Below are 26,522 nucleotides of genomic sequence, written 5' to 3'. Positions count from 1 at the left end.
AAGTCCAAAAGTCATTACACTTAGTAAACATAATTTTAAAATTGATCGGGCAATAAAATTACTGTGGATATAGCAAGGTGGTGAAAACCCACATTATAATTAATCCATCTTATTTCTATTTTTTATATGATTAAACCATTAGTTATGGTTAATTAATTGAAATATTAATGATAAATAGCTATTTTTATAAATATGTTATCAATCAGAAATAAACAGAACTAAAATCTAAATCCATAAAACTAAGAGTCATGTACACAGAATTTAAAAACAAAGTAGTGATCATCACCGGAGCATCTTCCGGTATAGGTAAGGCTACGGCCCTTGCTTTTAGCAATGAAGGAGCCAAGCTGGTTCTTTCGGACGTTCAAGATGATGAAGGCGAGACACTTGCAGAAGAAATTCGCAAGAAAGGCAACGAATGTATTTACATGCATTGCGACATCAGCAAGCCTGCCGATGTTCAAAAAATGGTTAAGGAATCTGTAAAAAAGTTTGGCCGTCTAGACATTGCTTATAACAATGCGGGAATTGAGGGTAAAATGGGATTTACAGCAGATGGCAGCGAAGAAAATTTTGATCGAATCATCGGGATTAACCTCAAAGGGGTCTGGGCCTGCATGAAGTATGAGATTCCCGAAATGCTAAAAAACAAAAAAGGTGTTATTGTAAACTGCTCGTCTATAGCTGGAGTGATTGCTAGTCCGGGGTTACCAGTTTACGTGGCCTCAAAACACGGAGTAAACGGCCTCACTAAAAATGCTGCGCTTGAATACGCAAAGCAAGGCATCCGTGTCAATTCAGTATGTCCCGCAGGAGTAGATACCCCTATGCTCGATCGGATTGTGCTGAACAGTCCTGGAATGGAAGAGCAGATGGACACTATACATCCCATTGGCAGGGCTGCTAAACCCAAAGAAATAGCCGATGCCGTTCTTTACCTCTGTTCTGACCGTTCATCCTTTATCACAGGACATGAATTGCTGGTAGATGGCGGTTATACTATACAATAATGGTGTTCATATAAGTAAACCCTTTTTTTGAAAGATTCTATAGGAAATTTCTAATTTGGCATGGAAAACGGACAAATTAAATGGCATACCCGTACCTCTGAGCAGTTGGCATCAGACCTGCGAACAGATATTCAAAAAGGATTGTCCAATGAAGAAGTTAAGGAACGTTTGCAGCACTTCGGAGAAAATCGAATTACAACTAAAAAGCAGCAAAGTAGTCTAGTACGGTTTGTACTCCAGTTCAACCAACCCCTAATTTACATCTTGCTGGGTGCTACGCTGGTTACCCTGTTACTTAAGGAATACACAGATTCCGCAGTGACCTTTGCCGTAGTGCTTATCAATTCCATCATAGGTTTTATCCAGGAGACTAAAGCGCTAAAAGCTATTGATGCGCTTTCAAAGAGCATGAGTACCACAGCCACGGTAATCCGTAGCGGAAAACAAAGCACAATAAATAGTCTCAGTCTAGTTCCAGGGGACCTAGTTGTACTGCATCCAGGAGATAAAGTTCCAGCCGATCTTCGCTTGGTATATAGCAGGGAGCTGCAGATAGATGAATCTGCCCTTACTGGCGAGTCGGTAGCTACCAAAAAAAATCCCGCCCTTACAGATAAGGATACCATGATTGGTGACCAACTGAACATGGGTTTTGCTACTACCATGGTTACTTATGGCACTGCAAAAGGTATTGTGGTAACCACTGGTGACCGGACCGAAGTCGGCAAGATCAACACGTCTATTTCCACAGCCGAGGAACTGGATACACCTTTAACACTGAAAATTAAAAAATTCAGTCACACCCTCCTATGGGTGATCATCAGCCTTGCCATGCTTATCCTAGGTATTGCATATCTCCAAGGGGAAAGCCTGTCAGATGCCTTTATGGTGGCTGTGGCACTCATGGTTGGAGCTATCCCCGAGGGCTTACCCGCAGCGGTAACAATCATGCTGGCCATAGGGGTGTCAAAAATGGCTAAAAGGCGCGCAATCATACGCAAACTGGAGGCAGTTGAAACCCTTGGAAGCACAAATGTGATCTGCTCTGACAAAACCGGTACGCTGACTAAAAATCAGATGACCGTGCAAAAAATCCTTGCTGGAGGTGAGCTTTTTGAAGTGACCGGGATAGGCTATAAACCGGAAGGTAATGTATTGTATAAAGGGGAAAAGGTTGTCTTAAACGAGAAGCAGGCACTTCAATATCTGCTCCGGGGAGGAGTGTTATGCAATACCAGTAAAATTGTGGAAAGTGAAGGACAATGGACAGCAGTGGGCGATCCTACAGAAGCAGCACTGGTCAGTGCTGCTGAAAAAGCCGGTATCCAAGACCATTACATCGACCGTTACTATCCACTCCTGGATCAGATTCCGTTCCAGGCGGAATATCAATATATGGCCACTCTCCACAAGACCGATACAACTATTGTATTCTTAAAAGGCTCGCTGGAATCGGTGCTTGCATCTGCAGATTACATGATGAACGAAACAGGTGAACAGATATCCATTGATAAAGCTTACATCGAGGAACATGCCGATAAGCTAGCAGCCGAAGGCCTCCGTGTGCTGGCTTTTGCCATTAAAGAATTTGATGCAGACAAAATTAATCTGGATCACGCAGATGTAGCTGAAGGTATGACCTTTACGGGTCTTCAAGGTATGATCGATCCCCCGAGGGAGGAAGCTATAAAAGCGGTGGCTTTGTGCCAACAGGCTGGGATTCATGTAAAAATGATCACTGGAGATCATGCAATTACAGCCGCCACAATAGCCACTCAATTAGGCATAAAGGGGAAGATTGAAAATGAAAAATTAAAAGCACTTATAGGGCAGGAACTCCAAAAGCTAACAGAAGATGAACTTCAGATTGCTGCTGTAGAAATTTCAGTATTTGCAAGGGTAAGTCCCGATCAGAAGCTGAGATTAGTAAAAGCCCTTCAATCTACCGGCAAGGTAGTGTCCATGACTGGTGACGGGGTAAATGACGGGCCCGCACTGAAGCAAGCAAATATTGGCATAGCTATGGGAATTACAGGGACTGAAGTAGCAAAAGATGCTTCGGACATGGTGCTTACTGATGACAATTTTGCATCGATAGAAGCAGCCGTAGAAGAAGGAAGAGGGGTTCTGGATAACCTCACAAAATTTATCATATGGACACTTCCCACCAACCTTGGTGAGGCTCTGATAATATTGGCCAGTGTAGCTTTTTCCACACAGCTTCCCCTCGCTCCAGTACAGATTTTATGGATTAACATGACTACTGCCATTCTCCTAGGTCTGACGCTAACATTTGAACCAAAAGAACCAGGCATCATGGATAGACCACCAATCCCTTCCGGCAAACCTATACTCACCTTTCCTTTGATAATGAGGACGCTTCTGGTAGGTACTTTGATTATGGTGACATCTTTTCTTTTATTCCAGTACGAATTATCTCAGGGAGCACAACTGGCGGAGGCTCAAACTGTAGCCACAACAGTTTTTATTGTTCTGGAAAGTTTTTATCTGTTTAATTGCCGGTCTTTAAGAAAGTCAATCAGAGAGATTGGATGGTTTTCGAACAAATGGGTGTATTTTGGAGTTGCCGCCATGTTAACACTTCAACTTTTGTTCATTCACTTGCCTTTTATGAATGCTTTATTTGATTCATCGCCAATAGCTTTTGATTCCTGGCTAAGAATTCTAGCAGCTGGGTTTTGTCTTTTTATTATTGTATATATTGAAAAAACAATCAAAAGAAAATTAACTGGTACAGGAGAATATTAATATGATCGCTGGTAAAATCAATATAATAAGACAGTAAATCGAATCAAATCTCAAATTAAATTTAAACTTAACAATGGACTTTAGACCAAAGATTAATCTGAAAATGAAGAACAAAACTCTGATCATTGTCCTAATTAGTATGAGTGCTCAATTAATAACTGTTCAGAATAAAGAAGAGAATGCTTCCTATCTAAGTAGTGAGTTTAACACGGGGAACTACTTTTAGTTTTCTGCTTTACCATGTTTTTGATGGATTCTACAGCTTTTCAGCTTTGTATTCCTAAAAAAACCCATAATGGCGTTAAAGAGGACAACACCTAAAATGATATAGCCGTTCACTATCTGACCGGCATGAAAAATAAATGTCTAAAGCACCTCAACCAAAATAACTTAGACTAAAATAAAAATCAATCGAAATCAAATTTCTTTATGCAACTTAAGTTTTTAGGGTGCTTAAAAACACTAGAATTAAGTACCTCTGCAAAAGTATTCAACTACATCTGACTATATTCTTCAGGCTGAGGTCATACTCAGCTTACATTTCAATTTCTGAAACAAATATTTTTTTATTTACTAGAGCTGGATCAGAACTACTTGACGTGCATCGGCTGAACTGTTATATTTATTTTAAATTATAGACAATTCTAAAATAAAGTTTAATTTTTTTTTAAATTGAATATTTCTCTTATCAATCAACAGGCTAGAGCTATCGCTAGCAGAACGTTAAACATTTTTGACTTATGACTGACAGTAAAAAAAACAGTAACCAGGAAGAAAATCAGGAATGGATTGACTCATTGACCTGGATCATTGAAAATAAGTCCAAAAAAAGAGCAAAGGAATTACTGCAGATTTTACAAGAGGAGGCCAGAAAGCACGAGATTCAGCTTCCAGATTCTCTTTCCTCCCCTTATCTCAATACAATTTCTAAAAAAGAGGAAGAAGATTATCCCGGTGATCTGGAACTGGAAGAAAAAATCCAGGCTTACATAAGATGGAATGCCATGGCCATGGTTGTCAAAGCCAATAAAGCCGATGAAGGCATTGGCGGGCATATTTCTACTTATGCTTCCATAGCTCAGCTTTGGGAAGTGGGTTTTCATCATTTTTTCAAAATTGACGATAATGGTATAGCAGATCAAATTTACTTTCAGGGTCATGCCTCTCCCGGAATTTACTCCAGAGCCTATTTGGAAGGACGTCTTACAGAAGAACATTTAGAACAATTTCGTCATGAGGTTCAATCAGATAAGGGGCTCAGCTCCTACCCTCATCCTTACTTAATGCCGGATTTCTGGAATAACCCAACAGTTTCCATGGGTCTGGGACCCATTCAGGCTATTTACAGAGCCCGCTTCAATAAATATCTTCACAATCGTGAACTCATCGATGAAAATAAGAGTAAAGTCTGGGCTTTTCTGGGTGACGGCGAAATGGACGAAGTTGAAGCCCGAGGTGCGATAAATATTGCTACCAGAGACAAACTGAATAATCTGATTTTTGTAATCGATTGTAACCTTCAGCGTCTTGACGGACCTGTAAGAGGTAACTTTAATATCATTCAGGAGTTAGAAAAACTCTTTAAAGGTGCTGGCTGGAATGTCATCAAATTAGTCTGGGGCAAAGAATGGGTTGAGCTTATAGAAAAGGATAAAAGCGGAAAATTACGCCAAAAACTAAATGAGCTCACCGATGGTCAACTGCAAAAATACGCCTTTAGCGATGGTGAATTTCTCCGCAAAGATCTATTCGAAAGCGATGACGATTTAGCTAAGCTTGTAGAAGATTATTCAGATGAAGATCTGGAACACCTGAGACGCGGGGGGCATGATTCAGAAAAGATATATAATGCCTATAAAGCAGCATTAGAAACAAAAGATAAACCCACTATCATTTTGGCTCAGACCATCAAAGGTTACGGGCAAGGCAGTGCCGGAGAAGCCAGTAACGTTTCTCATAAAACCAAGAAACTTGACGAAGACCAGCTAAAGGAATTCAGAGATTTTTTCAACGTCCCCGTTTCAGATGATGAGTTGGAAGATGTTCCGTTTATTAAGCCTGAGGAGGACAGTGAAGAGTTGAAGTATCTCAAAGAAAAAAGAGAAAACCTGGGAGGTTATATTCCGCAGCGTAAGGATAAAAGTTCCAATTTAAATGCTCCAGACTCAGATATATTTAAAAATTTCTTTGAAGGATCTGACGAAGATGAAGTATCTACAACCATGGTCATGGTGCAAATTCTTGGCAAACTGCTGGAGGATAAAAATATTGGGAAATATATTGTCCCTATTATTCCTGATGAATCCAGAACATTTGGAATGGAATCACTTTTCCGTCAGGTGGGGATTTATGCACCACAGGGGCAGAAATACGATCCAGTAGATGAAGACAGCCTGCTTTACTATAAAGAAGCTAGAAACGGTGCAATCATGGAAGAGGGAATTACCGAATCTGGCTGTATGGCCGAATTTATTGCTGCCGGAACTACTTATCTTACGCATGGTATCAATACTATTCCGTTTTATTTTTTCTATTCCATGTTTGGCTTCCAGCGCACAGGAGATCTGATGTGGGCGGCTGCAGATGCAGGTGCAAAAGGATTTTTAATTGGTGGTATTGCGGGAAGAACCAGTATCCCTGGCGAGGGATTACAACATCAGGACGGTCAAAGTCATTTATACGCTCTGGCGAATCCCAACTTAAGAGCTTATGATCCGGCTTTTGCTTATGAACTAGCCGTCATTGTAGAAGAAGGGATTAAAAAAATGTATATAGAAAAGGAAAACGTATTCTACTATATCACTGTAGGCAATGATACCTACCCCATGCCAGAACTACCGACAGATGTAGATAAAGAAGCTATTCTAAGTGGTCTGTATCAGTTCAAAAAATCCACTTTAGGCAAAAGAAAGAGAAAAGCCAATCTTTTTGGTAGTGGTGCTATCATGAGTGAAGTGATAAAAGCAGCTCAATTACTTGAAGAAGAATTTGATGTCGGAGCTGATATCTGGAGCATAACGAGTTATAAAACACTATACGATAACGCTATAGATACAGAACACAATAATCGCCTAAAAGCTCAGCTTAACAAGGAAAAAAACCATATCGAGCAGCAACTGGAAGATGAAAATGGAGTTTTTGTAGCGGCCTCAGATTATGTAAAAGCTCTTCCAGAGAGTCTTGCCGCTTATTTCCCCAACGCGCTTATAAGTTTGGGAACCGATGGTTTTGGCAGAAGTGACAACAGAAAAGCTCTACGCGGTTTTTTTGAAGTTGATGCGAAACATATCGCTTACGCTGCACTTTATGGTCTCACTAAACAGGAACAGTTTAGTCTGGAAGACTTAAAAAAGGCAGCCGAAAATTTAGAAATAGACCCTCAAAAAACCAATCCAAGAACGACATAAATCTTTAATCATGGCAATAGAACTAAAAGTACCAGAAATATCCGAAGGTGTAGATACAGCAAGTGTTTCTGAAATTCTTGTTTCCGAAGGAGATCAAATTGAAGAAGATCAGGGAGTGATTGCAGTAGAAACAGACAAGGCTTCCACTGAAATCCCGGCTACTTCAGCTGGAACAGTGAAAGAAATTAAGGTAAGTGAAGGTGATGAAGTTAGTGTTGGAGATGTAATCCTCATTCTAGAAGAAACTGACGAAAATTCAGAAGAAAGTGAAGAAAAGAAAGATGATAAGGAGCAGTCTTCTAAAAAAAATAAAAGCGAAGAAGCTGAAGAATCTTCAGAAGAAAAAGAGAAAAAACCTCAGGATAAAGGAGATGATCACGAAGAAAAGCCTGATGAGCAAGAAAAAGATGAAACCAAGACAAAAGGAGAAGCTACCGAAAAATCATCTGAAGAAGAATCAACCAGCAAGAAAAAATCTTCAACAGAAGTACATGCCTCGCCTGGAGTACGTCGTATAGCCCGTGAACTTGATGTAAATATTCAAGAGATAGAAGGCAGTGGCGAAAGTGGGAGAATTACAGAGAAGGATGTGCGGGAGCATAAAGAAGGCCGCAAAGGAAAATCTAGCATACAACAGCTTGAATTACCGGATTTCAGTCAGTGGGGAGCGATAGAAACCAAACCTCTCAACAGCATTAAAACAACAACTGCCAAAAATGTGCTGCAGTCGTGGCAATCCATTCCTCATGTATTTCAGTTTGGAGAAGCGGATATATCAGGGATTGAAAAATATATAGAAGATCATAAAGAGGAAGTTGATAAGGCCGGAGGTAAATTAACACTAACCGCCATTTTAACCAAGGTAGTAGCTACTGCTTTACATAAATTTCCTGTGTTCAATGCCAGTGTGGATATGGAAAACGAAGAAATGATTCTGAAAAAATATGTAAACATCAACATTGCCGTGGATACCGAGGAAGGTTTACTAGTACCTGTGATAAAAAATGCAGATCAAAAAAGTATCAAAGATTTATCGATTGAAATTTCAGAAATAGCGCAAAAAGCTCGAGATCAGGAGCTTTCTAAGGAAGATATGGAAGGGGGTAATTTTTCTATTTCGAATTTGGGTGGTATTGGCGGTACTAATTTCACACCTATAGTGTATCATCCTCAGGTGGCGATTCTTGGCGTTTCTCAGGCAACTACCAAACCTGTTTATATCAACGATAATTTTGAGCCACGCTCTATGCTCCCTCTTAGTCTCTCTTATGATCATCGCTTGATAGACGGTGCAGATGGAGCTTCATTTATGAACTGGATGGTACAAGCCCTTGAAGACCCCTATGAAGCCTTATTGGGTTAATCGCTAAACTGAACAAGAATGTCAAAACATGATAAAAAAGAATTGGTCATTATTGGTGCAGGACCAGGAGGTTATGCCGCAGCTTTCCATGCTGCAGATCTGGGAATCAAAGTAACACTTATCGATCCTGAAGTAAATCCCGGCGGGGTTTGTCTTTACCGCGGCTGCATTCCTTCCAAAGCACTTTTGCATTTAGCAAAAACAAAAGAAGAAGCTATGAAGGCTGTGGATTGGGGACTGGAGTTTGAGGAACCTAAAATAGACCTTAAAAAAATCGCTAAATGGAAGGAAAATGTCGTCGAACAACTTACCGAGGGTCTTGGTCAGTTAAGTAAATCCAGAAATATAGAATACATTCAGGGGAAAGCCAGGTTTACAGGTGAAAATGAATTGCAAATAAACCCTGATGAAGAAGGTAAGTACAAGATAAAATTTGAAAACGCTATCCTTGCCACAGGATCATCTCCTATCTCTTTACCAAATGTAAAAATTGACCATGATAACATATGGGATTCTGCAGATGCTCTGGAACTTAAGGACGTACCAAAAAAGCTGCTCGTCATTGGCGGCGGTTATATTGGTCTCGAACTGGGGAGTGTGTATGCTTCATTAGGAAGCAAAGTCTCTGTAGCAGAGATGTCCGAGGGTTTTCTCCCTGGAACGGATCGTGATTTGGTTAAAGTCTTTGAAAAAAAGAAGTCTTTTGAAGAGGTTTTTTTTAAAACTAAGGTTGTGAAAGCTAACTTAACAAAAAAAGAGGTTGAGGTTACGCTTGAAGTAAAAGAGGAGGAACATCAAAAAAAATTTGACTGTGTTCTGGTTGCTGTTGGAAGAAAACCAAATACAGGAAACCTCAACTTGGATAAAATAGGAATTAGCCCTAATGAAAATGGTTTTATACAAGTTGACCAGAAACGACAGACTAAACTAAAACATATTTTCGCCATAGGCGACCTTACAGGAGAGCCGATGCTGGCCCATAAAGCCAGTCATGAAGGAAGAATTGCGGCAGAAGTAATTGCTGGCAAAAAAGGATCTGGATACGATCCAAAAGCAATTCCTGCCATCGTTTTCACTAATCCTGAACTCGCCTGGTGTGGACTAACCGAAACTGAAGCAAAAGAAAAAGGCAGGAAGGTAAAAGTGGTAAAGTTTCCATGGGCAGCTTCAGGAAGAGCAGCAGCCATTGGAGAACATGAAGGATTCACAAAGCTTTTAATTGATCCAGAAACCGAAGTCATTCTAGGAGGAGCTGCAGTTGGAAAAAATGCCGGAAGCTTAATTCCTGAACTAGCTTTAGCTATTGAAATGGGAAGCACAGCTAGTGACTTATCTCTTACCATTCACCCACACCCGACGCTCTCGGAAACCATTATGGAAAGTGCCGAATTAATTTTTGGAGGAGCTACTCACTACAAAAAATCCTAAGAAGAGATTCACCTTATAAAAAAAGCAACAGAGTTCTGTTGCTTTTTTTATGGCAGTAGAGCTGTTATGAGTGATTAATCCTCTTGAACTTCTGTCTCTGCTTTTTCAATAACATTAAATTTTTCCAGCTGCTCTTCTTCACCTGTAAAATATGGGAATACATCCAGAATTGGTGACTCTGTGATTGATGGAATTGTATAATCCCCCGTAGTATCTTCCAAGGCTTTATTCGTATGTTCAAAAGCTTCTTTTACATCATTGGCCTGAACCAGTAAATAAATGTTACTCTTCTTTTCTTTTCCACTTTCTTCGTCAAGAGAAATCAATGAAACCTTTGATTTGAACCAGCGATCACAATTTTCAAATGGATGTACTTCCGTAAAATTGGCTACTTTAATATTCATGATTCTGAATTCTTCACTGGTGTAGGCTTTCATCTCTTCATTGATCCTGGCTTCAGCTTCAGTATAGGAAACAGCATCCAGCAGATACGTATCTGTAGTTATTTTCTGCTCTCCTGTGTCGTGTGTTTTTCTGTATTTCACCTTACATTCAAACCAATTTACGCTCATATCGTTGTTTTTTTAGTGCGCCAAAAATATGCTTTTTAGCAGGTCTCAGAGGTCAAATCAAAGCTAGATATTCGTAATTACTTTCTCCATTTTCTAACCATTTAATTCTCAATAATTAGCGATTTTAGAATCATCAAACTTTAACTTTTTGAGCCAGCTTAAAAATCGATCCAGTCGAATCAGCAGATTTTTGGATAATTATATCATTCCATTTTATAGAAAAATCAACTTCAGAAGAAATTAAAACCCTTATTTTTATAACTGAATTTGTTTCCATAAATCATTAGAATTCTATCATTATTTCAAAATGTATTACAGATATAAGAAAGGCAGAGGGTTTACTTACCAGGATGAGCAGGGAAAAACAGTTAAAAACAAGGAATTGCGAGAATGGTTTGAGTCCCTGGTTATTCCTCCAGCATGGTCTGAGGTAGAAATCGCTGAAAATAAAAACGCAGACTTACTGGCCACTGGTCGTGATGCCAAGAGAAGAAAACAATATATCTATCACCCGGATTTCAGAGCACAAAAAGAAGCCAGAAAATTTGATAGAATAGTAGCTTTTGCAGACCAACTCGAACACATGAGGCGAGTCACCGGACAACATCTTCGCAAAAGGAAAACCACAAGAAATCGAGTTATGGCAACTATGGTGAGATTGCTTGAAACTGCTTTTTTCCGTCCTGGAAGCGAAGCCTATACTAATGAAAACAATAGTTATGGTCTCACCACACTGCGCAGTAAGCACTTAAGCGTAGAGGACGACAAAATGTTTTTTTCATACAAAGGCAAATCTGGAGAAGAGCAGGAAAAAGAAATTGTCGATGAAAAACTTATCAAAATTGTTCAGGATCTGGACGACATCCCAGGCTATGAAATTTTCAAATATTACGATGAAGACGGCAACAAAGTGGATGTGAAAAGTGACGACCTTAATGCTTACATAAGGGAACATATGGGAGAAGACTTCTCTGCAAAGGATTTCAGAACCTGGTCAGGCACTATGATTGCTGCTATTGCATTAAACGAACTTGGAGCCGTCCAAAAAGATGATCAAAAACTGCTTGATGAGAACATTCGAAAAGCAGTGATACGCGTGGCTGAAAAACTTGGGAACACCCCTGCTGTCGCGAGAGATTCTTATATCGACCCCAGAGTCATTGATGAATACATCGAAGGCAAAACCCTGAGTTATTTTAAAAGTGAAATTGACAAATTACTAAATTCGGTTGAAAGCCTTTCCAGAGAAGAAGCTGGAGTCCTGTATCTGCTTAAAAATAAACTTGATGATAACCCGACCTGACATTGTATCAACTTACTAATGACATCTGGATTCGTTTCAAATAATTCTGTATGTTTATAGGCAATCTATCTTCGATTTACTCATGAAAAATATTTACCTCTATTACATTTCCATTTTAGCTCCCCTTCTCTTTATCCTCTGGTTAAGTTCGTCTGATACTATTGACTCCACTTTATTTTTCATTGTTCTAATAGTCTATGCATTTATTTACAGGCCTTTTGTAGACGGTAAACGCCTTGCAGAAAAAAATATACTACAGAACAAAGACATTTGGAAAATGCTTTACCCTGGAAATCATCTCAACTATTTTAAAGAACTTTACTTCACATAAAACTTTAGCTACGTCCCATAAACTCAACTCTCAATCTAATTTTAATCTATGAAAAAGCTCCTTTTATTACTTATACTAATCATTTCATTTTCGTCTAGTGCTCAGCAAAATGCTGTTAATTTAAAATGGAATATTTCTGATACGCTGACTTACAAAACCATCATAAAGGACACTTATCGCGAAGACGGCGTTGATGAAAATAAAAGCGATTCACTTTCGGGAGATTTAGGCAGTACTCTAAGAGAGATGCGTAATAAAATGGCTCATTCAACGTATGAATCTAAATTATTTCCTGATGAGGAAGGAAATATAGATATTTTGATCAATGCTGTACAAACAGATTCAACTGACTCCTTTTTTTCTAAAATAATCAAGATGACTGGTGTTCCTTTCTTACGCGGAAAAGTAAGTCCTGAAGGTGAGCTTCTAAGTTTTTATTATAAAAGAGAACATAAGAACATGACTTCACTGCTTTTTGAACTCCCTACCAAGCCACTGGAAGTTGGAGACGAATGGAATCTGAATATTAATCTCATTTCATTAGATCAGAATTTTTATGCCGATACCCTACAAAGGAAAAATATTGTCAGACTAAAAGATATCATCATTAAAAATGAAAATAGAATTGCGGTGATTGAGTATGATGTACAGGAATATGTTTCCGGCACTATTGAGATGACTATGAAGTCTATGTTTCCAAAATTAAAAGATAAGAAAGTCAACATGAAAATATCCTATACAGGCACAGGCGAATTTGACATAGAAAGTGGATACTGGATTTCCTATGATGGAACAATGGAAACCGATACTGATTTTTCCTTGTTTGACTTCAATACTCATAAAACCACAGAATTTAAATTAACTCTGAAAAAATAGTAACTCACATTTGTTGGATTCAATGGATAAAAATCTAGTGAGAAGATGACATCAAGTTAATAGTCCTCAAAATAAAATGACTATAACCTTATAGATGATAACTTTCTGAACTGATACTCATAATACTTTCCTTCAGTATTAAACCAAAAGCAAAGGTTTCGTATTTTGCTTTAAAATTCAGATTTATGAGAGTTGCTGTTTTTAGTTCAAAGCCTTACGATCGACGTTACTTCGAAGAGTACAACCAAGTGTATAATTACGATTTATCGTTTTTTGACACCAATTTAAACACTCAAACATCCAATCTGACGCAAGGCTTCGATGTCGTATGCGTATTTGTAAATGACCATCTTAATGAAGAAGTTATTGAAGCACTTGCGGATAATGGTGTAAAATTAATTGCTCTGCGCTGTGCCGGTTTCAATAATGTAGATTTAAAAGCGGCAGAAAAGTACCAGATAAAAGTCACACGCGTTCCTGCCTATTCACCACAGGCAGTAGCAGAACATGCCTTGGCTCTGATTCTGACATTGAATCGCAAAACTCATAAAGCCTATAACCGCGTCAAAGAAGGAAATTTTTCTTTGGACAAACTCATTGGCTTCAATGTCTATAACAAAACTGTTGGCGTAATTGGCACCGGTAAAATAGGACAGGCTTTTTGTGAAATCATGCTGGGGTTGGGCTGTAAAGTTCTGGCCTATGATATTGCGCCTCAAAGCTCTTTAAAGGATCGGGGAGTCAGTTATGTCACACTGGAAGAGCTTTATAAAAATTCAGACATTATCTCTCTGCATTGTCCCTTATTGGAAGCAACTCAGCATTTGATAAACAACGAAAGCATTAATCAGATGAAAACTCAGGTCATGATTATCAATACAAGCCGTGGTGGACTGATTAAAACTGAAGACGTCATCAAAAATCTGAAAGACAAAAAAGTAGGCTATCTGGGCATAGATGTCTATGAGCAGGAAGAGAATCTGTTTTTTGAAGACAAGTCAGAGCAAATCATTGAAGACGATACTCTCCTTCGATTGATCAGCTTTCCTAATGTTTTGATTACCTCGCATCAGGCCTTTTTGACCAGTGAAGCACTTACCGAAATTTCTAAAACCGTTTTCCAGAATATTCATGATTTTGAAAACCAGACATCACTCATGAATGAGGTCAAGGCACAATAAAACACCTATCTGTATGAAATACATCTCTTTTTATGTTCTTTTGATTTTGCCTCAGGTAAATTTTATGCTTGAAGATACATTGCTTAAAGTGTGGCGTTAGTTTGAAGGATCGAGTCTGCTGAGATGATTTTCTAAAGGTTTTTAGGTAAACTATTAAAATAAATCAGTAATTTTAAATCAGAAAAGAAATAAATGACTCAAATCACCAAGAAAACAATTATGGCAAGTCTAGCTGGAGGCATTGTTTCTGCAGGAGTCATGTCGGGATTTGATTATATGGAAGGTTTAGATTTTAGGCCGCAAAGATTCTTTTTCAATTTCTTTTGTATAGGAGGGTTTTTAGGCATACTTACAAAGTATAATCTTAAAAACACATATGAAAACTCTTCTAAAAAGTAAAACACTCTCGAACTTTCTGTGGATGATGTTTGGCTTACTAGGCTTTTTAATTTTTTATAATAGAGAAAACTACTGGCTTACAGCAATTATGGTGCTTATAGTTGCAGGATATATGGTCAGTTTCATAAAATCAATCAGAAAAAATGAAAAGAATACACTTTGATAGTATATCTGGAAGTTGGGTCAGAATAGTTTTATTGATTGTTTCAGCTTTGCTCATTCTTATTGGATACGGGATGATTTTTGACTATGAAAACGGTCTGTTATCAGCGGCGGGGTTTCTACTCCAAATCATCATACTTAGTAAAATACTTTGGTACAAAAATTTCGTACAATGGAACAAAAAAGGAATCGTTATAAAAACGAATTCCTTCAAAAGCAAAACCATCACTTTTGAAGATATAAGAACTATAATTCCTCAAAAAGACGTCATAAAATTAGAGTTACACAGCAGATCCGATAAAAAAATTAAACTCAGAGACATTCACGAAGACGACATCAATCGCCTTATCCGAATACTTGTAGAACATTCACAGGCGAAATTTATAGATCAGCGATCTACTGTAAATTCAATTTCAACGTCTTAATTTGCTACATCATGAAAAAGAAAGTTTTTGATATTTTTTTTATTATACTCACTGCTACATTACTTATTTTATGGTTACAGTATGGAGATGCGGAAAACTATTTAGTATTTTCCTTAATACCACTTTTAGCAGCCTACAAGCTTGGACAATATTCAGAAAGAAAATTTAAAAAATAAAATTTTTAAAAAAAATCTCACTCCTTCAGTAATTTATTTCAGTTTTCATGTCTAGCCAGGACGATTTACCTATACAGCTTACTTTTAACAAGTCATTAAACTAATTAATAGTTCATTTCATTAAATTTAATGAAAGTCAATTTTAATTGAATTTAATTCTTATGAGCATTTTTAAAACCAAAGCCTTACTTCTAGCCATCTCCATTTTTGTACTATTTTCATGCAGTGACGATGATGATAACATTTGTACTGATCAAGTGATAGAAACCACTGGTTTGGAAAGTGAATACAATTGTGTGAACACCAAGTTTGAAATGGATATCGACCTCACCGATGACTTCATCATTATCACAAATCAGACTGATTTTAATAGTCGCGTCACTGGAGAGTGTCAACCAGATATAGATTTTATAACCTATGACTTGCTCATCGGTAAAGAACAACTCACAACAGGAAATGATTCTATCGATTATGTTTTGACGGAGGGCTGCGAAACCAATACTTATCAACTGGAAGTCACTTTCAACCAAAACAATACACTGATTGCTCCTAACCTTACCTACCACAGGTTAATCCCAAAATTACCTCAGGGAAGAGAAGTGACAGTAGATATAACTATAGATTAATTTAAGTTCATTTCAACTCTTCTAATCTATTTGCATTAGGCAATAAAAGTTAAAACATAGACAATTCTTAAAATTATGCTATCAAATGTAATCTTGTGATGTACCTTATACATATTCAATGCCATTCTTGTCGGGCATTGTTGCTCTAAGCATCAGACCACCAAAGCAAAAAACGATTGGGATACTGTGAATAACAGTAAAATTAGAAAAATCCATTACCATGAAGTTATATATAAAAGACATGGTTTGTTTGCTTGGTGAAGCACAAGTAAAAGAAGAATTGAAAAAATTAAAAATATCCTATGTCATTGTGGATGATGGCATGGTAGATCTTCCCCATGACTTAGGAGACTTACTGCGTGGTAAGCTTAGTAAGAGTTTGTTATCATACGGCCTGAAGTTGCATGATGAAAAAAAAACCCTCCTGATTGAGAAAATAAAGACCACTATAAAAGAAATGATAAGGTATACTGATGGTCTTCCTGTGATGTGTTATTCAGCTTACATTAGCATGAACTTGCACTACGATTACACTTACTTATCAAATGTTTTTTCTGAAGTCTGCTCTACTTCCATCCAGCAATTTATTATTCTTAGCAAGATAGAACGGGTTAAAGAATTCTTTTTAACCAGCGATATCAGTTTATCAGAAATATCTTTCCTTTTACATTATAGTAGTGTGGCTCATTTATCGAGTCAGTTTAAAAAAATTACAGGACTTTCCCCTTCTTGTTACAAAGCAATGATGCATCAAAATGAAAACATATTAAACATCTAAGTTTATTATATTTTGGGTCTGAGTGTCAGAGAATCATCAATATTCCTGAGTTTCAGATTTACTTTTACCACCATCCCCCCTATTTCAAATTCGAATCACTGCATAAATTCCTAAAATTATTTTGATTTGTTTGCTTTTTAGGAATCGAAACAACACTTCTTTTAAGCCCTGAGCTCAATATCAACAGGACTTCATGCAGCATAGTGGAGTTATTTATGAATGTGTGATTTATATAACATTATAGACTTCATCCTGATTGAGATTTGCATAGTGAAAATTATTTCACTTTGGCATAAAGCCAATAACAAGCAAAATTATATATTATGTTTTTCAGAAAATTAAAATTAATCTCATCACTCGCTATTGCCTCGACTTTGGCAATCATGACCTCAGGTTGTGCCGAGGATGATGCGGAAGAGATTGTAGGAATTTGTCCTATAGTCGTTTCCACTATTCCAATTGACAGCGCTGTAAATGTAACACTTGACCAGGTGATATCTGCAACTTTCAATGAAGAACTAGACCCCGAAACAATAAACACAGATACTTTTATGGTCAATGGAGAATCTGCTCTTATTGGTGGAATTGACTATGCTGATAAGACCGCTTTTTTTACACCAGAATCAAATCTTTTACCCTTTACAGTTTATACAGGAACACTTACAACAGAAATAAAAGATCCGTTTGGTAATGCGCTGCAAGAAGACTTCGTATGGAGTTTCACAACAATCCCGGAGGTAAGTCTTTCTGTTTCTCCTGATGCTAGCGGAACCGTAACAGGAGCTGGTTTATTTAACAATGAATCTTTTGTTACTGTTGAAGCAGTAGCTAATGCAGGTTTTGAGTTTTTAAACTGGACTATAGACGGCACTGAGGTTTCTACAAATGAAACTTATGAATTTGAAGTCAATGGAAATATGGCTTTGGTGGCCAATTTTGAGGTCATGTCTTTAAATACTTTTACACTTACTGTAAATGCTGTTAATGGCGATGTGGATGTGAATCCAAACCAAACTTCATACAATGATGGAACATCTGTTATTTTATCAGCTACTCCCGATAATGGTTATGAGTTCTCTTCCTGGAGTGATGATGCTAGCGGAAATAACAATCCACTTACAGTTACTATGGATGCCGATAAAGCAATCACAGCTAATTTTACACAGTATAATACAGGTCAAATTTGTGCTAACCCGGCTGTAGATTTAGGTCTGGCTGGTGATTATGCCATATTGGCAAAATCTGGGATTTCAACTACAGGTAACACCTCAATAACAGATGATCTTGGAATTAGTCCTAATAGCTCAACAAGCATAACAGGATTTGGTTTGTCTCTCCATTCCAGTGGTACGTATTCCACGTCAAGTTTAGTGACAGGAAGAGTTTACGCTTCAGATTATGCAGTACCAACACCAGCTAATTTAACCACAGCTGTGAGTAATATGGAAACAGCGTTTACTACTGCAAATGGACTAGCTCCAGATCAAACAGAACTTTTAGCTGGAAATATCAATGGTCAGACTTTAGCCTCAGGTGTCTATAAATGGTCCACAGGACTTTTAGTCACCAATAGTATAACATTAGATGGTGGCGGTGTAGATTGCGCTGAATTTGTTTTCCAAATTGCAGGAGACCTTACCATAGCAAATAACACTGAAATTATTCTGATAAATGGTGCAAAAGCCGATAATATCTACTGGGTAGTTGCGGGTGCAGGTGCTGTGCTTGGAACAGACGTTAATTTCAGTGGAAATATTTTATCTCAAACCTTGATCTCCGTAGATACACGCTCTTCAGTTGTAGGAAGATTATTAGCACAGTCTGCAGTTACTCTAGACGGTAACGCAATTGTTAAACCTTCTAATTAAATAAATCATTATCCCCTGCCAAATGGCGGGGGATTTATAAAATTCAATTCATTATAATTATGAAAAAAACACTTTTACTTATCATAGTCGCATTAGGTTTTCAAATGCAGACTTCAGCCCAAGAGGTTGAATACGAGAAACCAAACTGGTATTTTGGGGTAGCCGCTGGTGCTAACTTCAATTTTTACCGAGGAACAACACAACGCCTAAATGAGAATTTAACCGTTCCTACAGCTTTTAAAGACGGCAATGGTGTTGGTCTTTACGCAGCTCCACTTGTTGAATATCATTTTACAAATTCAGTTTGGGGTATCATGTTACAATCTGGATATGACAACCGACAAGGTGACTGGGATCAGGTGATTTCACCTTGTAATTGTCCGATGGATTTATCTACAGATCTAAGTTATATTACTATAGAACCAAGTTTAAGATTAGCTCCTTTCAAAAATGGATTTTATCTTTATGGTGGCCCAAGATTAGCTTTCAATATCGATAAGTCATTTACTTATGAAATAGGAACCAATCCTGCTCTTTCAAATCAAGTTGCTGGCCCAGCAATAAATGGTGATTTCAGCGATATAGAAAACACGATTATTTCTATGCAGGTAGGCGCAGGATTTGATATCCCACTTTCACCAGACACGCAAAGAACTCAGTTTATACTTTCTCCCTTTGTAGCTTTTCAACCTTATTTTGGTCAAAATCCACGTTCATCAGAAAACTGGAATAACACAACCATAAGAGCTGGAGCAGCGCTTAAGTTTGGTCTAGGACGTAAATCTATAGTTGAAGAAGAAATAGTTGAAGTTATTGTTCCTTCTGTAGGATTCACAATAGAGTCTCCTAGAAACGTTCAAGCAGAACGTATGGTTTCTGAGACTTTTCCTTTAAGTAATTATGTGTATATCGATAAGGGATCTACAGAGATTCCTAAGCGTTATGTCTTACTGAATAAAGAAGAAGTTAAAAACTTTAAAGAAGACCAGGTTGAAGTGAATACCCCATTAGACATGTCTGGACGTTCAAAACGTGGTATGCTTGTGTATTACAATGTTCTTAATATTATAGGTGATCGTATGGGTAAAAATCCAAACGCAACTATCACGCTTGTAGGATCTTCAGAAAAAGGAAATGACGATGCAAGAGCAATGGCACAGTCAGTTAAAACCTATTTGGTAGACGTTTTTGCAATAAGTGGCTCTAGAATAGCTGTTGAAGGCAGAAATAAGCCAAAATTACCATCCGAAAAGGCCGGAAAAACAATAGACTTAGATCTTTTAAGAGCAGAAGACAGAAGAGTTTCTATTGAAAGTAATTCTCCAGCCATGCTTATGGAATTTCAAAGTGGTCCTGAAGCACAATTAAAACCTGTACAGTTTAAAGTTCAGGAAGCGCCTAAGGAAAGTTATGTTGTTTTTAAAGCAGACGGTGCAGAAGAAGCATTTTCTAGCTGGAGGATAGAGCTTACAGATGAAAATGGAATGGTAAAGAGTTATGGTCCATTTACAGAAGAAGTAGCTAGCATTCCCGGAAAGACTATTTTAGGAAATCAGGCTGAAGGAGATTTTAAAGTAAAAATGATTGGTACAACCAAAAATGGAGAAGAAGTTATTGAAGAGTCCAATACCAACGTTGTCCTTTGGTCAACTTCAGATCTTGAAGAAGGTATGAGATTTAGTATTCTCTACGAATTTGATGACGCAACTGCTATCAGCATGTATGAAAAGTATTTAACAGATATTGTTGCTCCAAAAATTCCAAGAAACAGTAAAGTTACCATACATGGTCATACCGATGGTATTGGTGAAGCCCAAAACAATCAAAGACTTTCTCTCGCCCGTGCTAACAATGTAAAAGATATACTGGAAAAAGCACTTCTTAATTCGAATAGAAAGGATGTGAAATTTGATGTACAGGGTTTTGGTGAGAATACCAGCAAAGCCCATTACGGCAATAAACTTCCGGAGCAACGCTCTTATAACCGTACGGTTATTATTGATCTTGCCAAAAGCTAAAATGCTTAAAAAACAATAAATTAATAAAGGATCTGACTTAAAACTCAGGTCCTTTTTTATTTTATAATTTCAAAAATATTTATTCTGAATTTGTTTCAGTTATGATTATTGCTTATCGCTACATTGCTTAGCACAAAATCATGATTTAAACTATCCAGTCTTAGCCAGAACTCACTTGCAAAATTGATAATTAATGATACTTTAGATGAACTGAAATATAATCTATTATGAATAAAACATTCTTTGTCCTTTACTCAATTCTAGCTTTTGCTATCTTTTCATGTAAAGAGAACTCCGAAAAGCCTGTTGATGAGAATTCTTTAGAAAATTTAGAACCAAAAGTTAAAGCAGAAAATCTGGAAGCTAATTTTAGAACCTGGTGGACTTATCATTTAAATCAGGTCGATCTAGCCTCAGAGTTCAAAAGTATAGACGAAAACACTGATCCTATTAATAAAGAACAAGCTTTAAAAAAGTTGACTTCAGGTCATTATATTCCTTTGAAATTAAAATCGGAAGATGGAGGAAATCTATACAGACTCTACAAACTAAGTGATACTGCCAATAAGAGTATAAAAAACACTATAAAATCTCAAGCTTACACAATTCTAAAACACTTCTCACAAGAAGGTCAGGATTTCCCGGAATTTGACTTTGTGGATCTCGACGGTAATCGATATACCAATGCCAGCATCAAAGGCAAAGACGTTTTTATCAAAACCTGGTTCATCAACTGTAAAGCATGTATTGAAGAATTTCCAGAATTGAATGAATTTGTTGAACAGAACAAAAATAAAGATATTCTTTTTATCAGTTTGGCTTTGGATCCAAAGGCTCAGCTTGAAAGATTTCTTGAAAAGACAGAGTTTAATTACAAAGTAATTCCAAATCAAAAAAAGTTGATTACTAATACACTCCAAGCTCAAATCTACCCGACGCATTACTTACTGGATAAGAAAGGTGTGATTCAAAAAGTAGAAAACCAAGGCTCAAGGATTATTGATTACTACAAAAATACTATACATATGAGCAAAAAGTCTCAGGCTTCCCATCAACCACCTTTGAAATAGATTTCAATAAATATTTAGATGAGCATGTTTTTCATTAACATTAGAATATTTAACAATGATATAGTATAAAGCCCAAAAGATGGATAAAGTATAAATTTATAATTACTAATTTTACCCCCTTGAGTTAATTATAACTGAAGAACATTTATAATTTCTTTTTTTTAAACCAAGTTATCAAATAATTAAATACACATGAAATTATCATTTCAAAAGGCATTTTTTACCATGGCTTTCATCGCAATACTTGTAGCCTTTCTTGTGGTGGCAAAGTCACTATTAGTTCCTCTTGGCATAGCATTGATTCTGGCATTTATTTTATATCCTCTTCATAAAAAATTCACTAGTTGGGGATTGGGTAAAATTTTTGCTGGATTTCTATCAATTTTAGTATTGATACTCGTTATAGGCAGTGGTGTCACATTTTTCTCTGCAGAAATTATAGCACTGTCAGATGAGATAAGTAATTTCGGTTCAAAGCTATCTAATCTTTACACTGATATAATTATTTTTACCAATAAAAACGTAAGCATAGTAGACCAACTCAATGAAGACGAGTTATTAGATGATTTGACATCATGGTTGAAAAATTCTGCAGGAGCTGTTTTGGGAGGAACTTTCAATAGCACTGCCAACTTCTTAACTGGATTGATTACCATGTTTATTTACTTGTTTTTATTCCTCATCTACAACAAAGGACTGGTAAGAGCTTTTATGAAGTTTTCACCAGCTGGTAAAAAAGATCAATTTTTTAATATGCTTAAAGGAGTTCAGCAAGTTGGACAAAAATACCTATCAGGTATGTTAATTTTAATATTGATTTTAGGCACTCTTAATAGCATAGGCCTTTGGATCATTGGAATAGACAGCCCATTTCTATTTGGTTTTTTGGCTGCTTCACTATCAATTATACCTTACATAGGCACTACTCTTGGTGCGACAATACCCGTTTTATATGCCTTTATGTCTCATGACCAATTATGGGTCCCTTTGGCTGTGGCCATGTTATTTTGGTTTGTTCAGCTACTGGAAGGTAATTTTTTAAACCCAAAAATCGTTGGAAGCAGTGTGAATGTGAATGCCTTTGCTGCTATTCTAAGTTTAATCATTGGAGCATCCGTCTGGGGAGTAGCTGGTATGGTGTTATTTCTACCTTTTGCAGCAATGCTGAAGGTTATTTGCAAAGAGTATGAACAACTAAAACCCTTTGGACTATTGATTGGAAATGACAATTTCGTAGAACGAAAAAAGAATAAAAAAGGGCTTTTTAAAAGACTGAAAGAAAAAATAACGAGTAAAAAGTAAAATGAAAATAAAACCTGTCAATCTAAAAGAAAAATTCGATTCCTTTTCAGAATTCTGGAGTCCTAAAATCGTTGGAGAACTCAATGGGCAACACGTTAAGATTGCAAAATTTAAAGATGAATTCATTAGTCATCAGCATGATTATGAAGATGAACTATTTCTGGTCATAGAAGGAAAAATCAAGATGGAACTGGGGAATGAAATTCATGAAATTAATGCGGGAGAATTTATTATAGTTCCCAAGGGAGCTCAACATAAACCCTCAGCTGTTGGTGAAGCAAAAGTACTCATGTTTGAGCCAAAATCTACTCTGAATACCGGTAATACTGAAAATGAATTTACTGTCAAAAAACTGGATGAAATTTAAAAATTGATTTAGTCAACTTATGAAAAAAACGATCTTATTATTTAGCTTTTTCCTAGCCTTTTCAGCACAATCTCAAAACCCACTAGACCTGATAAATGCAGGAAATGCCATTGCAAAGGACACAAATCCAGTCCCCCTAGAAAAACGCTGGTTTTCGCATGTAGATGTTAGTTTTGCCATCGCTAACTCCATTGAATATAATTATAAAAGACGCGATGAAAATGGTGATATTGTCTATGGAAGTCAGGAAGAATTAGACAATAAGGTTGGTTATGGCATTCTATATAGTTACAGCTATCCTATATTTAAAAAATTCACTATGGGTGCTGTTGGTGGCTTTCAGTACCAGGTTCAGCAAAGCATTTCAGCTCTAAAAGCTGGAGCAATCATGAGGTATCATTTTGTAGATTACGAAAGCGTTAACCTCAATTTTATGCTCGCTGGAAATATCGCATTAAGTGATAAAATTGACAGCAATTTTGCCAACCTTCGTCTGGGGCTTCAATTTCCCATTACAAGTATAGACGGTTTTGTGATGAATCTAAATGTATTTGGGGATTTTAATGATTTCATCTTCAATGAAAGTATTTTAGAAGGCATTAATGATGACCCTTCAAGTATTGTCTACCGCTCATACGGTTTTAGTCTTGGAATTCAGTTTTAAATTTATTGTTCATTATTAGTTAATAAACCCTTAATTTAGCTTAGCTAAATTAGAATAAAATGAAAAATTTTAAAACCGAATTAAAATGGGCTTTTATATTTATTGCCTCCATGTTGATTTGGATGCTTTTAGAAAAGTGGTTCGGACTTCATGATGAATATATCCATCTTCATCAATACATAACCATGCTTTACGCAATTGTGGCCATCGCTATTTATGTTCTGGCACTTAGAGACAAAAGAAAAAACTACTATAAAGGTAAAATGACCTACAAGCAAGGTTTTAAAACTGGTTTGATTATAACCATAATTATAACTATTTTCAGTCCAATGACTCAGTGGATTATATCAGAAGTCATCACCCCAGATTACTTTGAAAATGTTATAACACATTCAGTTGAAACTGGATATTATAAGACCACAGAGGAAGCAGAGTCCAACTTCAATTTGAAAACATATGTCATACAAAGCACTATCTATGCTTTTGTTATGGGCATTATAACAACCTCAATTGTAGCTGTTTTTACAAGAAAAAAATAAAAAATGGCATCTATCAAACGCTCCCATATTTTACTCTTATCAGTTCCTTTTCTTCTGCTTATTCCTTTCATTGGCATGCAAATAAGCGATGAGGTCAACTGGAGTACTTTTGATTTCCTTGTTATGGGAGTCTTACTCATTATGTTAGCGCTTTCAATAGAGCTCACCTTAAAAATTTTCAAGTCTAATAAGGCTCGTCTTATTTTTATTGGGTTGATTCTATTTCTGTTCTTTTTGATTTGGGCAGAACTGGCGGTAGGCGTTTTTGGAACTCCATTTGCTGGCAATTAGAAAACAAATACTTACAGAAAATCAACAAAATTCTCTACAAATAGAAATGATTATTAATAAACATAATCTGTAAATATTAATGATTCAGAAACTAATTTTTGTCATATAATATTAGAATTTTACTGATTAACTTGAAGTTTTTTAAGTTTTCATTTTTCTAAAAGCAATTTTAATGAAAAAGTCTGATTTAGACACTCACCTTGTTTTACCGATCAAGCACTTTATAGAGAAAAAAACTTCGGTTGGCTTTCTGCTTATCGCTGCAGCAGTTTTAGCATTAATCATAGCAAACTCACCATTGTCAGACCTTTATCACAGTTTCTGGAAGCAATATTTGTATATAGGATTTGAAGATTTCGTTATCAAAAAAAACTTGCTTCATTGGATAAACGATGGTTTGATGTCTATTTTCTTTTTTCTAATAGGTTTAGAACTAAAACAAGAATTTTTGCATGGTCAGCTTACAAGCTTCAAAAAAGCAATTTTACCTGTTTCTGCAGCTATTGGCGGAATGCTTGTTCCGGCATTAATATTTTTCAGTTTTACACAAAATACAGACGCTGTCACAGGATGGGGAATCCCCATGGCAACGGATATAGCTTTTGCGCTTGGTGTCATCTACCTTTTAGGGGATAAGGTTCCCATATCCCTCAAAATTTTTCTTACAGCCATTGCCATAGTAGATGATCTTGGAGCCGTTTTAGTTATTGCCTTTTTTTATACATCAGACATATCCATGCTCAACTTGGCACTGGGAGGCGTGTTTTTATTAATCCTGTTTTTAGCAAATAAGTTTGGTATCAGAACTACTATCTTCTATGCCATATTTGGCATTGGCGGCCTTTGGCTTGCTGTTTTACTTTCGGGGGTACATGCTACAATTGCGGCCGTATTAGCCGCTTTCACTATTCCTACAAGTGAAAAGATAAGCTCCAAACTTTTTTTAAGAAAAGCACGCCAATTATCATATAGAATAAGGAAGGGATTCAAAGAAAAAGGTCATGAAGAAAATGAAATCACAGAAAATATTGGAAAGTTTTCCATGCTTTCTGAAGATGCCACCGCCCCACTTCATAGACTTGAAAATGCTTTATATCCTTTTGTAAATTTTATAGTTTTACCTCTCTTTGCGTTCGCAAATGCTGGTGTGACAATAAATCAGGAAGCTTTCAGTAACTTTTTTAATCCAGTAACACTTGGAGTTATTTTAGGATTAATCTTAGGAAAAGTAATCGGGATAATGACTTTGACAAAACTCATGGTGTATTTCAAAATAAGTTTGCTTCCAGAAGGAGTGACTTTCAAACATGTTTTTGGCCTCGGTATCCTAGCATCTATAGGATTTACAATGTCTATTTTCATAACAGAACTAGCTTTCGAAAATGAACTTTATAAGACTCAAGCCAAAATAGGAATACTTACAGCTTCTATTATAGCTGGTATAGGCGGTTATTTATATTTAAAATATATTGGAAAAGAAAATCAAACTTAATTAGGGATTTTTTTCTACTGAATTTGATTGAGTTAATGTAAAGCAGGAGAGTACTGCTTAAAGTTTATCTTATTTGAAGCGAAAGCTTTACTTCATGCTCATTTA

24 protein-coding genes are annotated in these 26,522 nt (G+C 36.7%); 23 read left to right on the top strand and 1 reads right to left on the bottom strand.

The features are described 5' to 3' along the window. Positions 1-248: 248 nt before the first annotated feature. The 5 genes from ACFQ0R_RS00795 (at position 249) to lpdA (ending at position 9,977) form a co-directional block, all read left to right on the top strand. A complete protein-coding gene (locus ACFQ0R_RS00795; RefSeq protein ID WP_379656465.1) occupies positions 249-1,010 on the top strand; it encodes an SDR family oxidoreductase in 762 nt (253 codons plus the stop codon). Between the two features lie 60 nt (positions 1,011-1,070). Then, complete coding sequence (locus tag ACFQ0R_RS00790; RefSeq protein WP_379656464.1) at positions 1,071-3,779, top strand: cation-transporting P-type ATPase; 2,709 nt, start codon at positions 1,071-1,073, stop codon at positions 3,777-3,779. A gap of 740 nt (positions 3,780-4,519) precedes the next feature. Further along, positions 4,520-7,186, top strand: a complete 2,667-nt coding sequence (aceE, locus tag ACFQ0R_RS00785) for a pyruvate dehydrogenase (acetyl-transferring), homodimeric type (protein ID WP_379656463.1) — start codon at positions 4,520-4,522, stop codon at positions 7,184-7,186. A gap of 10 nt (positions 7,187-7,196) precedes the next feature. After that, positions 7,197-8,549: a 2-oxo acid dehydrogenase subunit E2 gene (locus ACFQ0R_RS00780; protein WP_379656462.1), complete on the top strand. Its 1,353-nt coding sequence runs from the start codon at positions 7,197-7,199 to the stop codon at positions 8,547-8,549. An 18-nt stretch (positions 8,550-8,567) separates the two neighbouring features. After that, positions 8,568-9,977, top strand: a complete 1,410-nt coding sequence (lpdA, locus tag ACFQ0R_RS00775; RefSeq protein ID WP_379656461.1) for a dihydrolipoyl dehydrogenase — start codon at positions 8,568-8,570, stop codon at positions 9,975-9,977. A 74-nt stretch (positions 9,978-10,051) separates the two neighbouring features. Here the strand turns inward: lpdA and ACFQ0R_RS00770 are convergent, their stop codons facing one another. Next, complete coding sequence (locus tag ACFQ0R_RS00770) at positions 10,052-10,549, bottom strand: DUF4494 domain-containing protein (RefSeq protein ID WP_379656460.1); 498 nt, start codon at positions 10,547-10,549, stop codon at positions 10,052-10,054. Between the two features lie 307 nt (positions 10,550-10,856). Between ACFQ0R_RS00770 and ACFQ0R_RS00765 the strand changes: the two genes are divergently transcribed. From ACFQ0R_RS00765 to nhaA, 18 genes are all read left to right on the top strand, one after another. Continuing rightward, entirely contained in the window at positions 10,857-11,852 is a 996-nt protein-coding gene (locus ACFQ0R_RS00765; RefSeq protein WP_379656459.1) for a DNA topoisomerase IB, read from the top strand. An 82-nt stretch (positions 11,853-11,934) separates the two neighbouring features. After that, positions 11,935-12,183, top strand: a complete 249-nt coding sequence (locus tag ACFQ0R_RS00760) for a hypothetical protein (RefSeq protein ID WP_379656458.1) — start codon at positions 11,935-11,937, stop codon at positions 12,181-12,183. 48 nt (positions 12,184-12,231) lie between these two features. Continuing rightward, entirely contained in the window at positions 12,232-13,059 is an 828-nt protein-coding gene (locus ACFQ0R_RS00755) for a hypothetical protein (RefSeq protein ID WP_379656457.1), read from the top strand. Between the two features lie 185 nt (positions 13,060-13,244). Next, entirely contained in the window at positions 13,245-14,240 is a 996-nt protein-coding gene (locus tag ACFQ0R_RS00750) for a 2-hydroxyacid dehydrogenase (protein ID WP_379656456.1), read from the top strand. A gap of 192 nt (positions 14,241-14,432) precedes the next feature. Further along, positions 14,433-14,639 carry a hypothetical protein gene (locus tag ACFQ0R_RS00745; protein ID WP_379656455.1) on the top strand — a complete coding sequence of 69 codons (207 nt, stop codon included), beginning with the start codon at positions 14,433-14,435 and terminating at the stop codon, positions 14,637-14,639. 143 nt (positions 14,640-14,782) lie between these two features. Continuing rightward, on the top strand, positions 14,783-15,226 hold the full coding sequence (locus tag ACFQ0R_RS00740) for a hypothetical protein (protein WP_379656454.1): 444 nt from the start codon (positions 14,783-14,785) through the stop codon (positions 15,224-15,226). Positions 15,227-15,237: 11 nt separating this feature from the next. Further along, the gene (locus ACFQ0R_RS00735) at positions 15,238-15,402 is read left to right on the top strand and encodes a hypothetical protein (protein ID WP_379656453.1); all 165 of its coding nucleotides are present in this window, start codon (positions 15,238-15,240) and stop codon (positions 15,400-15,402) included. Positions 15,403-15,563: 161 nt separating this feature from the next. Next, positions 15,564-16,028, top strand: coding sequence for a hypothetical protein (locus ACFQ0R_RS00730; RefSeq protein ID WP_379656452.1), 465 nt, complete (start codon positions 15,564-15,566; stop codon positions 16,026-16,028). A 220-nt stretch (positions 16,029-16,248) separates the two neighbouring features. Beyond that, the gene (locus ACFQ0R_RS00725; protein WP_379656451.1) at positions 16,249-16,806 is read left to right on the top strand and encodes a helix-turn-helix domain-containing protein; all 558 of its coding nucleotides are present in this window, start codon (positions 16,249-16,251) and stop codon (positions 16,804-16,806) included. 323 nt (positions 16,807-17,129) lie between these two features. Then, entirely contained in the window at positions 17,130-18,674 is a 1,545-nt protein-coding gene (locus tag ACFQ0R_RS00720; protein WP_379656450.1) for an ice-binding family protein, read from the top strand. Between the two features lie 59 nt (positions 18,675-18,733). Further along, the gene (locus ACFQ0R_RS00715; RefSeq protein WP_379656449.1) at positions 18,734-20,692 is read left to right on the top strand and encodes an OmpA family protein; all 1,959 of its coding nucleotides are present in this window, start codon (positions 18,734-18,736) and stop codon (positions 20,690-20,692) included. Between the two features lie 227 nt (positions 20,693-20,919). Then, complete coding sequence (locus ACFQ0R_RS00710) at positions 20,920-21,762, top strand: TlpA family protein disulfide reductase (protein ID WP_379656448.1); 843 nt, start codon at positions 20,920-20,922, stop codon at positions 21,760-21,762. Positions 21,763-21,954: 192 nt separating this feature from the next. Beyond that, entirely contained in the window at positions 21,955-23,064 is a 1,110-nt protein-coding gene (locus ACFQ0R_RS00705; protein ID WP_379656447.1) for an AI-2E family transporter, read from the top strand. 1 nt (position 23,065) lies between these two features. Next, positions 23,066-23,431 (top strand): cupin domain-containing protein, encoded by a 366-nt coding sequence (locus ACFQ0R_RS00700; RefSeq protein ID WP_379656446.1) that lies wholly within the window; start codon positions 23,066-23,068, stop codon positions 23,429-23,431. Between the two features lie 19 nt (positions 23,432-23,450). Further along, the gene (locus tag ACFQ0R_RS00695; RefSeq protein ID WP_379656445.1) at positions 23,451-24,095 is read left to right on the top strand and encodes a hypothetical protein; all 645 of its coding nucleotides are present in this window, start codon (positions 23,451-23,453) and stop codon (positions 24,093-24,095) included. Between the two features lie 59 nt (positions 24,096-24,154). After that, positions 24,155-24,634 (top strand): DUF4199 domain-containing protein, encoded by a 480-nt coding sequence (locus ACFQ0R_RS00690; protein WP_379656444.1) that lies wholly within the window; start codon positions 24,155-24,157, stop codon positions 24,632-24,634. Between the two features lie 3 nt (positions 24,635-24,637). Next, positions 24,638-24,925, top strand: coding sequence for a hypothetical protein (locus ACFQ0R_RS00685; protein WP_379656443.1), 288 nt, complete (start codon positions 24,638-24,640; stop codon positions 24,923-24,925). 172 nt (positions 24,926-25,097) lie between these two features. Beyond that, positions 25,098-26,417 (top strand): Na+/H+ antiporter NhaA, encoded by a 1,320-nt coding sequence (nhaA, locus tag ACFQ0R_RS00680; protein WP_379656442.1) that lies wholly within the window; start codon positions 25,098-25,100, stop codon positions 26,415-26,417. Positions 26,418-26,522: the final 105 nt, after the last annotated feature.

Source organism: Psychroflexus salinarum (genome assembly GCF_042677225.1).
GTDB lineage: Bacteria > Bacteroidota > Bacteroidia > Flavobacteriales > Flavobacteriaceae > Psychroflexus > Psychroflexus salinarum.
The sequence above is the reverse complement of the archived record's forward strand: the minus strand, read 5'-3'. Positions and strand labels throughout refer to the sequence as shown.